At 65.3% G+C, this 14,098-nt stretch carries 11 protein-coding genes, 1 tRNA gene and 1 pseudogene; 7 read left to right on the top strand and 6 right to left on the bottom strand.

Annotated features, from left to right (window positions below; all coding sequences use genetic code 11):
* Positions 1-2 precede the first annotated feature (2 nt).
* Positions 3-191, bottom strand: coding sequence for a hypothetical protein (locus ACVIGB_RS51360; RefSeq protein ID WP_456725235.1), 189 nt, complete (start codon positions 189-191; stop codon positions 3-5).
* A 152-nt stretch (positions 192-343) separates the two neighbouring features.
* On the opposite strand from ACVIGB_RS51360, the gene ACVIGB_RS51355 reads away from it, so the two are divergent.
* Complete coding sequence (locus tag ACVIGB_RS51355) at positions 344-1,564, top strand: helix-turn-helix domain-containing protein (RefSeq protein ID WP_456723477.1); 1,221 nt, start codon at positions 344-346, stop codon at positions 1,562-1,564.
* A gap of 28 nt (positions 1,565-1,592) precedes the next feature.
* A complete protein-coding gene (locus ACVIGB_RS51350; RefSeq protein ID WP_456723478.1) occupies positions 1,593-2,237 on the top strand; it encodes a Vgb family protein in 645 nt (214 codons plus the stop codon).
* 42 nt (positions 2,238-2,279) lie between these two features.
* Here the strand turns inward: ACVIGB_RS51350 and ACVIGB_RS51345 are convergent.
* From ACVIGB_RS51345 to ACVIGB_RS51330, 4 genes and pseudogenes are all read right to left on the bottom strand, one after another.
* Positions 2,280-3,498 (bottom strand): annotated as a pseudogene (locus ACVIGB_RS51345) (MFS transporter).
* Positions 3,499-3,626: 128 nt separating this feature from the next.
* On the bottom strand, positions 3,627-4,766 hold the full coding sequence (locus ACVIGB_RS51340; RefSeq protein WP_456749366.1) for an ABC transporter substrate-binding protein: 1,140 nt from the start codon (positions 4,764-4,766) through the stop codon (positions 3,627-3,629).
* 40 nt (positions 4,767-4,806) lie between these two features.
* The gene (locus tag ACVIGB_RS51335) at positions 4,807-5,532 is read right to left on the bottom strand and encodes a site-2 protease family protein (protein ID WP_456723481.1); all 726 of its coding nucleotides are present in this window, start codon (positions 5,530-5,532) and stop codon (positions 4,807-4,809) included.
* A complete protein-coding gene (locus ACVIGB_RS51330) occupies positions 5,529-6,458 on the bottom strand; it encodes a DUF2167 domain-containing protein (protein WP_456723482.1) in 930 nt (309 codons plus the stop codon). Before ACVIGB_RS51330 ends, ACVIGB_RS51335 begins: the two co-directional genes overlap by 4 nt.
* A gap of 551 nt (positions 6,459-7,009) precedes the next feature.
* On the opposite strand from ACVIGB_RS51330, the gene ACVIGB_RS51325 reads away from it, so the two are divergent.
* The 3 genes from ACVIGB_RS51325 (at position 7,010) to ACVIGB_RS51315 (ending at position 9,151) form a co-directional block, all read left to right on the top strand.
* Positions 7,010-8,350 carry an RtcB family protein gene (locus ACVIGB_RS51325; RefSeq protein ID WP_456723483.1) on the top strand — a complete coding sequence of 447 codons (1,341 nt, stop codon included), beginning with the start codon at positions 7,010-7,012 and terminating at the stop codon, positions 8,348-8,350.
* Between the two features lie 24 nt (positions 8,351-8,374).
* Positions 8,375-8,449, top strand: a tRNA-Cys gene (locus tag ACVIGB_RS51320).
* A gap of 150 nt (positions 8,450-8,599) precedes the next feature.
* The gene (locus tag ACVIGB_RS51315; RefSeq protein ID WP_456723484.1) at positions 8,600-9,151 is read left to right on the top strand and encodes an AAA family ATPase; all 552 of its coding nucleotides are present in this window, start codon (positions 8,600-8,602) and stop codon (positions 9,149-9,151) included.
* 73 nt (positions 9,152-9,224) lie between these two features.
* Here ACVIGB_RS51315 and bamA read toward each other — a convergent pair whose 3' ends face one another.
* Positions 9,225-11,738: an outer membrane protein assembly factor BamA gene (gene bamA / locus ACVIGB_RS51310; RefSeq protein ID WP_456723485.1), complete on the bottom strand. Its 2,514-nt coding sequence runs from the start codon at positions 11,736-11,738 to the stop codon at positions 9,225-9,227.
* Between the two features lie 288 nt (positions 11,739-12,026).
* Here bamA and ACVIGB_RS51305 point away from each other — a divergent pair, with 288 nt between their 5' ends.
* Positions 12,027-12,749, top strand: a complete 723-nt coding sequence (locus ACVIGB_RS51305) for a response regulator (protein ID WP_456723486.1) — start codon at positions 12,027-12,029, stop codon at positions 12,747-12,749.
* Positions 12,746-14,092, top strand: coding sequence for an ATP-binding protein (locus ACVIGB_RS51300; RefSeq protein WP_456723487.1), 1,347 nt, complete (start codon positions 12,746-12,748; stop codon positions 14,090-14,092). Before ACVIGB_RS51305 ends, ACVIGB_RS51300 begins: the two co-directional genes overlap by 4 nt.
* The last annotated feature ends 6 nt before the right edge of the window (positions 14,093-14,098 follow it).

Here is a 14,098-nt window from a genome sequence, read left to right as displayed (position 1 = left end):
GGTCATCGGAACAGGCGCAACCACGGCGCCAGATGAAATGCGCTCATCAGCGCGTACATCGGGACCATGCCCTGCAACGAGAGCGGTCCCTGCATGGCGCCGCAGATCATGTCGGCCGGCGCCAGCGCGGCCACCAGCGCCATCACGGCGAAGGTCGGCGCCGCCGTCAGCGACAGCCAGCGCGCGACCATGGCACCGCGGCCGCCGAACCGGCCTTTCAACCAATCCTCATGTGTCTCGATTCCGGTCATCATTCGATCTCTCTGGAGATGATCCATGTCGTCATGTGCTAGGTTAGGACCGGGCCTCGGAGGGCGAGAGTGACAAGTGTGTCGGGATTCGAATGGACTCGCTGATTACCGCTGCGGCGCGCGCGCTCGCGGCGGGTGATCCCCTCGGCGCACTGAAACGGGTAGCCCTGCGCGACGATGCGCCGGCGCTGGCGCTGCGCGGCATCGCGATGGCCCGGCTCGGCGATTTCACCCGCGCCAAGGAGCTGTTGCGGCGCGCGGGCCGCGCCTTCGGTCCGCGTGAAGCCATCGCGCGGGCGCGCTGCGTGGTCGCCGAAGCCGAGATCGCACTGGTGTCGCGCGACCTTTCCTTTCCCAGCAAGAGCCTTGCTGCGGCGCGCGCGACGCTCGCGGCGCGTGGCGACGCGCTCAACGCCGCCCACGCCGGCTATCTGGAAATCCGCCGCTTGCTGCTGATCGGGAGCCTCGATGCGGCCGAACGCATGCTTGAAGACCTCGACCCGGCACCCTTCCCGCCGGCGCTGCGGGTCGGACATGAACTGGTCGTCGCCGGGATCGCGATGCGGCGGCTGCGGACGAAGCCGGCTCGCGAGGCGCTGGCACGGGCAAGGGATGCCGCACGCCGCGCCGGCATCGCCGAGCTTGCGGCCGAAGTGGAGAGCACTGCGAATCTGCTCGCCACGCCGGCGGCACGCCTGATCACGCGCGGCCACGAGCGGCCGCTGCTGCTCGAGCAGGTCGAGGCCCTGATGGCATCGAAGGCGCTCGTCGTCGATGCCTGCCGCTACGTCGTGCGTGATTCCCGGACCACGGTCTCGCTGACGCGGCGGCCGGTGCTGTTCGCCCTCGCCCGCACGCTCGGCGAAGCGTGGCCGCAGGACGTGTCGCGCGGCACGCTGATCGCACGCGCGTTTCGCGGCAAGCATGCCGATGAATCGCACCGTGCGCGGCTGCGGGTCGAGATCGGACGGCTGCGGCGGGCCTTGCTGCCGCTCGCCGATCTCAGCGCGACGCCCGACGGCTTCGTGCTGGAGCCGCATGGCCGCCGCGAGGTCACCGTGCTGGCGCTGCCGGTCGAGGAGGAGCACGCGGCGGTGCTGGCCTTCCTCGCCGACGGCGAGGCCTGGTCGAGCTCGGCGCTGTCGGTGGCGCTGGGCGCGAGCCAGCGCACCGTGCAGCGCGCGCTCGACGCTCTGGCCGCCACGGGCAAGGTGCAGTCGGTCGGCCGCGCCCGCGCCCGGCGCTGGATGACGCCGCCGGTGCCGGGATTCACGACGACGTTGTTACTCCCTGCCCCGCTGCCGAACGGCTAGCATCAGGGAGCAATCACAGGAGCGCCGCATGAAGAAGTCCGAGGCCGAGATCATCCGGGAATATGCCTTCGAAGGCGTCGAGAGCGTGGGCGGCGTCAGCTTCGACGGCGAGCAGGTCTGGTTCGCGGCCGGCGGCCGGTTGGTCGCCTTCGATCCCGACAGCGGCAATACCACCCGCACCCTCGACATCGCGGCCCATGCCGGCACCGCCTTCGACGGCAGGCACCTCTATCAGATCGCCGAGGACCGTATCCTGAAGATCGAGCCGAACAGCGGACGCGTGGTGTCGACGATCCCCTCACCCGGCGGCGGCCGCGACTCAGGTCTTGCCTGGGCGGAAGGCTCGCTGTGGGTCGGCCAGTATCGCGATCGTACCATCGTTCAGGTCGATCCGGACACCGGCAAGGTTTTGCGCACCATCGAAAGCAACCGGTTCGTCACCGGCGTCTCCTGGGTCGATGGCGAACTCTGGCACGGCACCTGGGAAGAGGATCAGAGCGACGTCCGGCGCATCGATCCGCAAACCGGCGAGGTGATGGAACGGCTCGAGATGCCGCAGGGCGTGTTCGTCTCCGGGCTTGAGTCCGACGGCAAAGACCGGTTCTTCTGCGGCAGCGGCTCGACCAACAACAAGGTGCGCGCCATCCGGCGCCCGAAGCGCAGCCGCGCGTGATCGGCGTGACGTGATCGGACAATCACGTCACGCATCGAATCCTCAAGCGGGCGCGGGCACCGCCGATGGCCGCGCCGCCGGAATCGGCCGGAAGGTCATCATGATCAGGAACGCGCCGAGGCCGACGGCCCAGGAGCCGACGTAGAGCCACGTATAGCTCGCAAAGGTGTCGTAGATCAGGCCGCCGGCCAAGGGACCGGTCGCCATGCCGAGGCTGCCGGCCATCGCGGTGCCGCCGATCACGGTGCCCATCATGCGCAGCGGAAAATTCTCGCGGATCAGCACGGAATACAGCGGCATGGTGCCGGCATAGATGAAGCCGAAGATCGCCGCGACCGCATAGAACGCAGCCAGCTCGCGCACGAAGACATAGCCGAGCGCGCCGAATGCCTGCGCCAGCAGTCCCAGCACCAGCACGCGCTTGGCGCCGAAACGGTCGCCGAGCAGGCCGAAGGCGATGCGGCCCCCCCATCCCGGCGAGCCCCTCCACGCTGTAGATCGTCACCGCGGCGACCATCGGAATGCCGCAGGTGACCGCGTAGCTCACCGTGTGGATGATCGGCCCCGAATGGGTGGCGCAGCAGAGGAAATTGGTCGCGATCAGGATGATGAATTGCGGCGAGCGCAGCGCCTGCGCCAGCGACATCGACGGCTCACCATTCGAGCTCGCCGCTTCAGCGTGGCCGCCTTGCAGCGCCGGCGGGCGTCGGACCAGGAACGAGACCGGGATCATGATCGCGCCGACCACGCCTGAGACGATCAGCATCGACGTCCGCCAGTCGTGGTTGGAGATCAGCCAGGCCGCGAGCGGCGACATCGTCATCGGCGCCATGCCCATGCCGGCCGACACCAGCGAGACGGCAAGACTGCGATGGGTGTCGAACCAGCCGGTGACGCAGGCCATCATCGGGGCGAAGATCGCGGCCGTTGCCGCGCCGACCAGCGCGCCGAAGAGAAACTGAAATGCCAGCAACGACGGTGCCTGGCTAGCCAGCGCAAGGCTTGCCGCCAGCACGACCGATCCGGTCAGCACCACCGGAAGCGGCCCGAAGCGGTCGGACAGCGTGCCCCAGATCATGCTGGTGAAGGCCATTGCGAGGAAGCCGATCGTCATCGCGCTGGAGATGCCGGTCACCGACCAGCCGGTCTCCCGCGCCATCGGCTGCAGGAACACCGGCAGCGAAAACATGCCGCCGATCGCGACGCAGCCAAGCAGGCCGCCGGCCGCGACGATCACCCAGCGATAGGCTGAATTGGTCATTCCGGAACTCCCATGCAGTGCGTTCTGGCTGGAAGACGAACGAACCGGGGTGGAACCGACAGCGGACGACCGCCCTGGCTCACTTTTTTGCGAGCGTGCGGCTTTCAAGGCTCATGCCCGGCCGAGCGTCAGCGGCCAGCCAAACCGCATCCGGGGTGCGGCGCGATCTCGCCGAGCGGCCGGACCTGCACCAGCTCGGTACCTTGCGTCTTGGCGATGAACATGTTCATCGCCGCATGGTGATCCTGGCCGAGCGTCACCGGCCCGGTCGGCGACGCAATGGTGAGGCCGGCCATCGCGTCGATGATGGCCTCCTTGTCGAGCCTGCCGGCCTTCTCGGCCGCCGCCTTGAGTGCGATCAGGGTGTTGTAGTGCGTCATCACATAGTTCGACACCGCGACGCCCGGGTTCGCGGCGGCGCGCGCCTTGGCGACGAACGCCTTCACGGCCGGATCCTCGCTCGCTGCGACCGCCGGCACCACCGTCACCATGTTCTGGCCCTTGCCGCGGAAGATGCCGAGGTCGACTTCCGACAGTCCGAGGAATGCGACGGTGATATCCTTGAGCAACCCGGCCTCGTCGGCCTGCCGGATGAAGTCCATCCCGTCGCCCTTCAGCGCGAACAGCAGCACCTTGGCCTTGCTCGCCGCGACCTCCTTGATCAGCGGTGAGAAGTCGATCTCGGTCCCCAGCGTGTACCTCGTCCCGACCACCTTGCCGCCGAGCTTCTCGATCAAGGGCTGCGCGATGTCGAACATCTGATGCGGCCAGACCCGGTCGGCGCCGAGCAGGAAGTACGTGTTGCCGAAGGTCTGCGTCATGTAGGGCAGCAGCTGGCCGAGTTCCTGGTTCGGCACCGCGCCGAACGAAAGCAGATAGCGGCTGCATTTGCCGCCCTCGTAATTGGTGGCGTAGAGCAGCGGCGTCTTCGAGCTCTCGGCGAGCGGCACCAGCGCATTCAGATTGCGCGAGGTGATCGGACCGACCACGGCCAGTACACCCTGCTGCTCGACCAGCGAACGCATGGCCTCAGCGGCCGCCTCCGGCCGCGTCTTGTCGTCGGTATAGATGATCTCAACAGGCCGGCCGAGAATGCCGCCGGCCGCGTTGATGTCCTTGGCAGCGAGATCGAGCCCGAGCCTGGCCTGCTCGCCGTACAGCTCGACGCCGCCGGAAAACGGCAGCACGGCGCCGACCCGGATAGGTGCGCCGGATTCGGCAGCGCGCGGCGAACCGACGCCCGCGAAGCCGAGGAGAAGCAGCCCCATACAGATGATCGATCGGCGCGGCATACGTGTCTTCCTCTCGTCATGCCGGATGGGCGATCCGACTCAACATCTCATGGACGTCATAGGTCATGATCGCAAGCAGCGCTGCAAGTCCGAGATAGGCGGCGCCGTATTCGAGCTTGGTCTGAAGCGGAACGCCATAATAGGCGATGTTCTCCGGAGCATGAGGATCGTAGCGCCACGCCTGGACCAGCTGGGGCGCGGCAAGGATCGCGACGATCAGCAGCATCGGGCTCGGCCGGTAAAGCATCAATGCCAGCAGGATCGGCACGCCGACGAACCAGATCCGGGGACTGAGCACCGCCGTCACCCTGCCGCCGTCGAGCGGCGACACCGGCAGCAGATTGAACAGATTGAGGAACAGGCCCGAATAGGCGATCGCCAACAGAAGACCGCTGTCTTCGGATCGCGCCCATAGATAAACCGCCAGCGCCGCGACCGTTCCGGCCACGGGACCTGCGATTGCGACATAGGCCTCGGTCTCGACATCCTCCGGATGGTCCTTCAGTGCGATAAAGGCGCCCATGAACGGAATGAAAGCCGGCGCCCCAACATCGAGGCCGCGTTGCCGCGCGGCAACGTAGTGCCCCATCTCATGCGCAAACAACAATGCAATGAAGCCCGCGGCGTAGCGCCAGCCCCATATCGTCGCATAGACCACGAGCGACAGCAGCATGCTGCCGCCGCTGGCAGCCAGCTTGCCCCATTTGAGACCCGAGAGAAGAAGAACCAGCAGCGCCTTCACGTCACATCACCGCCCACATCGGTGCGCGGCTTGCGACGGAAGAATTTCATGATGCCGGCGCCGAATGCCGCAACGGCGATCAGGATCACCTTGGCGAATTTCAGGACAAACGCCGTCGCGATCGCCAGCAGCCCGAGCTTCTTGGCGGCAACCCCGCCGATCAGTGCAGCGAGGCCGTAGGCGGCAACGCGATCGGTGCCGGCGCTGAAATCCTCGTAACGCTTGCCCTCACTGTAGGAAAGGTCGCCGAGCAATTCCCGCGCGACCGGCTTTTCGCTTTCGATGCGATCGGACTGCGACAGCAGGTTCAGGCTGAAGTAGCCGTCTCGTCCGAGCGCATAGGTGTTGAAGTTGACGCCCTTAGGCAGGCTATCGGGCTGCCCCTTGTCCTTGCCCAGCATCGACCACACCAGGCGGTGCGTCGCGGCATCGTAGGCCGGCGGCTGGATCCATCCGACGACCTCCAATTCAGGGAAGCCGCGCGCGACGCGATCCTTGTTGCTCTCCTCAACGCCTTCCTTGATGCTGCTCAAGAGCTCGTCGGCGTTCCAGTTCTTCGCATCATCATCCTTGATGTAGCCTTCCTTGACGTAGCGAATGACCACGATCCACTGATCGTTCTGGTGCGTGCCGACGACAAGACCGACAAAGGTCGTGTCGTTGACGAGATTGCCAAGCGCCCGCAACACGCGTGTCCCCTCGGTCCTCGGGACGAAGAAATATCCCTCCGGCAGCTTCAGCCTGGCTTGATCGATCAGCGTCACGTCTGCGGGACCAGCGGTGCCGGCCTGGCTCGCAGCCTGCCAGGCGGCCACCAGTTCGGCTTTTCGTGCGGCTTCACTTGGCGGCGAGCCCTGCCCGAATGCCGGTAGCGCCGCGAACAGAACCGCCAACATGATGGCAGCGATGGAAATCACCTTTTGCACGGGTGCGCCCCTCTTGATCATGAACTGGACCGGGTGTCCGGTAACAACCCTAAATAGCAGTGTTAGACGACAAACTACATAAGGGATCGGCGCTTTTCCAAAGCGTCGACACCGCCCTGCTCCAGTACCGCCGGCCGCGCGACCCGGAATGCGGAATCGCTTCACGTCATGAAAGCGCGGCGCGATCACACGAACCGCTCGTGCACGCCACTTGACATTCAGAGGTTGCAGGCATATTTCGGCGGCCCTCGCGAGCGCCATGTTCGCGAACCAATGCGAGCGAATCGATGCAACCGATACCGCAGCAAGGATACGAACGGATCCGCCGACTGTCAGCCAGTCTACGGCCGATCGTCTGTGCATGCCCGGTTCATGGGAGCGGTCTCGCTTAGGCGCGATCGACAATCCGTACTTCACGGACCCTCCCGAGCCAGCCGCTTCGGAGGGTTTTTTGTTGCCCACGCGCGGCTTGGTCGAACTCCGGCAGCAACAATCCCGAATGGCCGCGTGGAATGCGCGCGGCTGATCCAGATTCAGCAGGAACCAAGACAATGCGACGATCTGATCCCTACCGGGAGCGCGCCCGCGAACTCTGCCTCGCCGCGGGCGTCGATCCGGATTCCCGCGTCGGCGAAGGCCGTGGCCAACCGGCCTGGTGTCTGTATCGCGATGCCGCCCGCAAGGAGAAGCTTGCGCGCGAGGCCGATGCGGCCTCGGCGGAGATTGCGATGTTGCGCCCGCAGGAGGAGCGCTTCAAGAACGCGCCGCTGACGGTGTACGGCGAGCATGATCCGGCGACCATCAAGCAGATGCGCAACTGCATGGCGGTCGGCAACGTCGTGTCCGGCGTGATCTGCGCGGATGGCCATCTCGGCTACGCCCAGCCCGTCGGCGGCGTGATCGCCTACGAAAAGCAGATCAGCATCTCCGGCGTCGGCTTCGACATCGGCTGCGGCAACATGGCCGCGCGGCTCGATGTGCGCTTCGACGACATCCGTGCGACCGTCCCGACCATCATTCGCGACGTTGCCAAGGTGATCTCCTTTGGCATCGGCCGGAAGAACATCGAGAAGGTCGAGCACGCGCTGTTCGACGATGGCGACGCCTGGCGCGAAAGCGACATGGAGGCTTACCGGCAGAAGGCGATCGGCCAGCTCGGCAGCGTCGGCTCCGGCAACCACTATGTCGACCTGATGCGCGACGAGGCCGGCTTCGTCTGGATCGGCGTTCACTTCGGAAGCCGCGGGCTCGGGCACACCAGCGCGACCCGCTACCTCAAGGCCGCCGGCGGCAAGGACGGAATGAACGTTCCGCCCGCCATCGTCGACGAGGATTCCGAACTCGGGCGCCGCTACATCGCCGCGATGCAGCTCGCCGGGCGCTATTCCTATGCGGGCCGCGAGTGGGTCGTGGACCGTGTCCGCCAGATCATCGGCGGCAAGGTCACCGATTCCGTGCACAACCACCACAACTATGCCTGGCGAGAAACGCATGACGGCAGGGATTTGTGGGTGGTGCGCAAGGGCGCGACGCCGGCGTTCCCCGGCCAGCGGGGATTTGTCGGCGGGTCGATGGGCGATGATGCCGTCATTCTCGAGGGCGTCGATAGTCCGGAGGCGAAGGCCTCGCTCTACTCGACGGTGCACGGCGCCGGCCGGCTGTTCGGCCGCAACGAAGCCAAGCGCCGCTTCACGCGCGAGGAGATGGACCGCTGGCTCAACGAGCGCGGCGTCACGCTGGTTGGCGCCGATCTCGATGAAAGCCCGATGGCCTATCGGCGCCTGCCGGAGGTGCTTGCCCGGCATGCCGGAACGGTGAAGGTGCTGCACACGCTGCGGCCGTTTGCCGTGGCCATGGCGGGCGAAGGCGAGTTCGATCCGTTCAAGGATTAAGGCGAGGCGCACGCGCCTCGCTCGGGTGCGGTGGCGAAATGGGAACGCTGCGGTCTGCAAAACCGCCATGAGCCGGTTCGATTCCGGCCCGCACCTCCAGCAATGTTGCCTGCGCTCGCTCCGAACGCTAACCTGATCGCGCCCGTCGAGCGATCTCCGGACAATCCCCCAGACATGCAAGTGCCGTCAGACGTTCCGCGACCGCGGAACGCCACTCTGCTTTCTCCGTTGCCAGGAAAGGACCTCCTCTTGAACAGTCGCTTCGTCCTGATCTCCGGCTGCTCCGGCGGCGGAAAATCGACCCTGCTGGCGGAACTGCGTGGACGCGGCTATCCGGTCGTCGAAGAGCCCGGCCGCCGCATCATCGCGGAGGAGCTTGTGTCGGGCGGCAACGCCCTGCCCTGGGTCGATACCGCGGCCTTCCTGCGCCGCGCCATTGACGTCGCGCTGAAGGATATGGCGATCGCCGAGGCTCAATCCGGATGGGTGTTCTTCGATCGCGGCCTCGTCGACGCGGCGTCGGCGCTGGAGGCGTTGACGGGCGAACCGGTGCTGCGCCCGATCTGCTTCGACCATCGCTACCACGCGCGCGTGTTCATGACGCCGCCGTGGCCCGAGATCTACGTCGCCGACGCTGAGCGACGGCACGACTTCGAGGCGGCGACGGCGGAGTATCAGCGGCTGACGGAGACGCTTCCCATGCTCGGCTACGACGTCATCGGCCTACCGAAGATATCGCCATCTGCGCGCGCCGATTTCCTGCTTGCGACGCTCGATGGTGTCACCCCGCCTGTGGCCTGATCAGGCCGTCACTCCGCGGCCTCACGATGCGGAACGCCCTGCTCGACGTCGAGCTGCAAGCGAAGCCATCGCCTCAGAACGACGTCCCGCCGCCGAACCTGAACTCCTGCACAATGTCGTACTTGCCCTTGGTGATCGGCACCGCGTAGTCGAAGCGCAGCGGACCGAACGGCGACGCCCAGATCAGACCGACACCGACAGAGGTTCTCACGACGTTCTGATCGTCGTATTGCAAGCCGCAGGTCGGGCACGCCGGCGTGTTGACCTCGCCGGTCGCGGTCCACGACGTCGGCCCTTCGTAGCCCCAGAGCGAACCGGCATCGGCATAAACCGCGCCCTTCAGCCCAACCTCCGAGGGCAGGAACCAGAACGGCATCTGCAGCTCCATCGACGCACCCCAATATTTGGTGCCGCCGAGCGCATCGCCGACCGCCCCGAAGCTCGCATAAGTGATGTCACGCGGCCCGATGCCGTTGGTGGCAAAGCCGCGCACGAGGTTCGGCCCCATCTGGAAATGATCCAGCATGCGCAGATCGTTGTCGCCGACCTTGGTGAGCACGCCGCCCTGCAGATGGATCAGGCCGATGAGGTCGGACACCAGCGGCGTGTAGTATTTCGCATCGACCGCACTCTTCAGATACGTCACGTCGCCGCCGACGCCGGCAAAATCCTGCTTGAAGTCGATCAGCAGGCCGTCGGTCGGGTTCTTGGTGTTGTCGAGCGTGTTGTAGGTCAGTGTATAGCCGATCTGCGAGGTCCAGGTCGCGCCCGCAGCCAGCTCCTTGCGCACGGGCAAGGTGGATTCGCCGTCGCCGTAGCAACCATATCCATAGAGTCCTGATGAGACCGAGTTGGTCGGATCGACGCCGCCGAGCACATTCTTGATGTAAGCAGGTGTCGGATTGAATGCGAGCGATGTGTTGGAGGCATTGTTGTTGCAGTTGTTATAGGCGCTATCGAGCGAGACTTCCTGCTGATAGAGCGAATAGCGCAGCTGGAGCGTCAGGTCCTCGCGCAAGGCGAGACCCAGCCGCGGCGAGAACCCGATCGTCTTCACGCCATAGGTCGTGTAGTCGGTCGGCAGCTGCTCCTTGTAATACGCATCGAGCCCGAGCGCGACGCGGTAGTCGAGCAGATACGGCTCGACAAAGGAGAGCGACAGGCCGCGCGAATACTGGCCGTAGCTAACCGTCGCCTTCGCGAGCAGACCGCGGCCGAGCAGGTTGCGTTCGGAGACGCTGACCTCGGCGAGCGCGCCGTCGGTCGTCGAGTAACCGCCCGAGACCGAGAAGTCGCCGGTCGACTTCTCCTCCAGATCGACGATCAGGATCACCCGATCGCTCGATGAGCCGGGCTCGGTCGTGATCTTGACCGTCTTGAAGTAGTCCAGATTCTTCAGCCGCCTCTCGGCACGATCGACCAGCGCACGGTTATACGCATCGCCCTCGGAGAGATCGAACTCGCGCCGAATCACGTAATCGCGCGTGCGGCCGTTGCCGCGAATGTCGATCCGCTCGATATAGGTGCGCGGCCCCTCCTCCACGCGGAACATGATCCCGACCGTGTGGGCCTCGAAGTTCCGGTCGCCGTCCGGACGGACCACCGCGAAGGCGTAGCCGCGGCGCGACGCTTCGATCTGCATGTCCTCGACCGACTTCTCGATCGCCTCTACATTGTAGAGCGAGCCTTCGTTGACCCGCGAAAGTGAGCGCAGGATGCTCGGATCGAAGCCCGCGACAGTCGAGCGGAAGCTTACCGTTGCAACGCGATACTGCTGCCCCTCATCGATCTTGAACGTGACCTGAAAGCCCTTGCTCTCGCGGTCATACTCGGCGAGCGCGGCCACCACCTGCACGTCCGCATAGCCATGCTTCAGGTAGAAGCGGCGGATCAGGTCGCGGTCGGCCTCGACGCGGTCGGGGTCATAGATGTTGGCGCTGCCGAGAAAGCTCAGGAAGTTCGTCTCATGCGTCTTGATCACATCCTTCAGGCGCGCGGCCGTGAAGCTGTTGTTCCCCATGAACTCGATGGTCTTGATACCGGTCTTGGCGCCCTCGTCGACGGTGAAGACGAGGTCGACGCGGTTGTTCGAGCGTTCGATGATCTCAGGCGTGACACGTACGTCGTAGCGGCCCGAGTGGCGGTAGATCTCGGCGATCCGCAGCGCATCCGACTGCACCATTGGTCGCGACAGCGTGCCTCGCGGCTTGGATTGCACCTCGGCCGAGAGCTGCTCGTCCTTGACCTTCTTGTTGCCCTCGAACGCGACACGGTCGATCACCGGGTTCTCGACGACCGAGACGACGATCCGCGCACCCGCGTGATTGATCTGGACGTCCTGGAACAACCCGGTCCCGACCAGCTCCTTGAGCCCGTCATCGATCGCAGCCTGATCGAGATGACCGCCCGGCCCCGGCCTGAAATAGGAGCGGATGGTCTCCGCCTCTACCCGCCGGTTGCCTTCGATCGCGATCGCATCAACCGATTGGGCCGCCACCGGCGCCAACAACAGCCAAATCACTGACGTCGCCGGGATCGAAAGGCCCGAGAGCACAATCGCCGCGACAAAGCTTCGCCACGTCTTCATTCCACACCTCGCGAACAAGCCACCCGTTGTGACGGGATCGTGATGGCTGCGGTGTGGCTGCTGGATTGCGGGATTATTTCCAGTGATTGGGGACTGTGAGCGCTGTACGACGCAGCCCCGGTCCCGGTTTTGTTTCCGGCCGCGAGCGCCGCTTACAGTTCAGAAACACTATGCTTACGAAAAGGCGCAATGCCGCCCACAAGCGATGCGCATGCTGGTCGATTGGTGGCTAAGCCAGCGCGCTGCAACGCGCGCAAATGCCCTGATGACGAGGTCCAGTCGCAAACCATGCTCGCACATACGCCAAAAATCCTGGTCGTCGAGGACGATCTGCCGACCAGAGACTTGATTGCCCGCTACCTTCGCGACCAATCGTGCCTGGTGGCCACCGCCTCGAACGGCAGGGAAATGGATCGTTACCTTGCCGGGCACTCCCTCGATCTCGTGGTGCTCGATCTCATGCTGCCGGGAGAGGACGGACTGACGCTGTGCCGGCGCCTTCGCAGCGACTCGACGATTCCAATCATCATGCTCACGGCGAAGGGCGAGGACCTCGACCGGATCCTCGGGCTCGAGATGGGGGCGGACGACTATCTCGCCAAACCCTTCAATCCGCGCGAGCTGCTGGCGCGGATCAACGCGGTGCTGCGCCGCCAGGCCCAGGCCGGTCTTGCCGGACGCTCCGGCCAGAGCGCCGCGCGCCTGCGCTTCCAGGATTGGACCGTCGATCTTCGCCTGCGCGAACTGCGCGATCCCGACGGCGCCCAGGTCCCGCTGACCAGCGCCGAGTTCGACCTGCTGCAGGCGTTCTGCGAGCGGCCCGGCCGGATCCTGACGCGGGATGGCCTCTTGACCATGACGCGCAGCCGGCCGGCCAGCCCATTCGGGCGCAGCATCGACGTGCTCGTCAGCCGGCTTCGCCGCAAGCTCGACACCGGCGAAGGACCGTCGGTGATCAGGACGGTGCGCACCGGCGGCTACATCTTCACGCCGCATGTGGAGGACGCATGAGCTGGACCCGCAGGATTGCCGCACTCTTCAGCTTCCGGCGGATCAGCGGCCAGATCGCCGCGCTGGTCCTGTTTTCGCTGGTGTTGATCCACGCGCTGATCGGGCTTTATTTCACCAGCCAGAAACCGAGATCGTTTGGGGACAGGCCGATCCATCAGTTCCAGCTGGTTGCCAGGCTTCTCGCCGAGACCCCTGCTGGCGAGCGCGCAAGGCTGTTGCAGGCTGCCGATCGGGCGTTTCCGCGGCTGCATTTCACACTGCGCGACGCAGCTCCAGGCTTGTCCGGCGATGCTTCGTCCGAGATATCAGGCGTCGACGATGTCGATCTGGAGTTTTCGTCGAAGACCACGCCGGCGGCGGTACGGTTGCCGGACGGGGCGCTGTTCGAAGCGACGATCGGCCCGACGAAAATGCCGCCCTTCTTCGGCGTATTCTGGGTCAGCACATTCCTGTTCCTGTTCGTCAGCGTCACGCTGCTCGGCGTGTGGGCCGGCCGCGCGCTCAGTGCTCCGCTCTCGGCATTTGCCCGCGCTGCCGAGAATTTCAGCATCAGCCAAGCGGCCGCCCCGCTTGCCGAGACCGGCCCGGAGGAAATCCGTGCCGCAGCAGTCGCGCTCAACCGGATGCGCGAACGCATCACCACGCTGATGAATGACCGCACGCGCATGCTCGCCGCCATCAGTCACGATTTGCGAACGCCGATCACCCGGCTGCGGCTCAGATCCGAATACATCGAGAACGACACCCAGCGCGCGGAGACGCTGCACGACCTCGACCAGATGCAGGCCATGCTGGAATCGGTGCTGTCATTCCTGAGCGGCGGCAGCGCGGCGAAACCGACCCTTGTGAACGTAGCCGCCCTGCTGCAGACGATCAGCGAGCGGTTCTCCGATTGCGGCCACGTCGTGCGTTACCACGGCCCGCTCAGGGCTACGCTGTTGATCCGCCCGAGCGATATCAGCCGCACCGTGACGAACCTGGTGGAGAATGCCCTGCGGTTCGGCAGCGAAGTCGATATCCGGCTGACCGCATCCGCCGATCACACCACCATCGACGTATCGGACAACGGCCCGGGGATTCCGGAGCACCGCCGGGCCGAGATGTTGAAGCCCTTCGTCCGCGGCGACGAGGCTCGCACCATGGACGAGAAGAGCGGCTTCGGGCTCGGCCTTTCGATCGCTCAGGCCATGGTATGCGGCCACGGCGGCGAGCTTTCCTTGCACGACAATGCACCGCACGGCCTGCTTGTCCGGATCAAACTGCCAGGGGCCGTGCATCCTGGATCGGATCGAAGCGGGGCAAGCCCGACGCGCCCCACGCTTCCCGAGCTCGTGTCCGGCTAGACCGAA

This window comes from Bradyrhizobium sp. USDA 4341 (assembly GCF_054063755.1).
The sequence above is the reverse complement of the archived record's forward strand: the minus strand, read 5'-3'. Positions and strand labels throughout refer to the sequence as shown.

Bases quoted from the DNA above. Each gene is read 5' to 3' on its own strand.
- ACVIGB_RS51305 (WP_456723486.1), top strand. From the start codon at position 12,027: ATGCTCGCACATACGCCAAAAATCCTGGTCGTCGAGGACGATCTGCCG.
- bamA (WP_456723485.1), bottom strand. From the start codon at position 11,738: ATGAAGACGTGGCGAAGCTTTGTCGCGGCGATTGTGCTCTCGGGCCTT.
- ACVIGB_RS51355 (WP_456723477.1), top strand. From the start codon at position 344: ATGGACTCGCTGATTACCGCTGCGGCGCGCGCGCTCGCGGCGGGTGAT.
- ACVIGB_RS51360 (WP_456725235.1), bottom strand. From the start codon at position 191: ATGGTCGCGCGCTGGCTGTCGCTGACGGCGGCGCCGACCTTCGCCGTG.
- ACVIGB_RS51300 (WP_456723487.1), top strand. From the start codon at position 12,746: ATGAGCTGGACCCGCAGGATTGCCGCACTCTTCAGCTTCCGGCGGATC.
- ACVIGB_RS51350 (WP_456723478.1), top strand. From the start codon at position 1,593: ATGAAGAAGTCCGAGGCCGAGATCATCCGGGAATATGCCTTCGAAGGC.
- ACVIGB_RS51325 (WP_456723483.1), top strand. From the start codon at position 7,010: ATGCGACGATCTGATCCCTACCGGGAGCGCGCCCGCGAACTCTGCCTC.
- ACVIGB_RS51340 (WP_456749366.1), bottom strand. From the start codon at position 4,766: ATGGGGCTGCTTCTCCTCGGCTTCGCGGGCGTCGGTTCGCCGCGCGCT.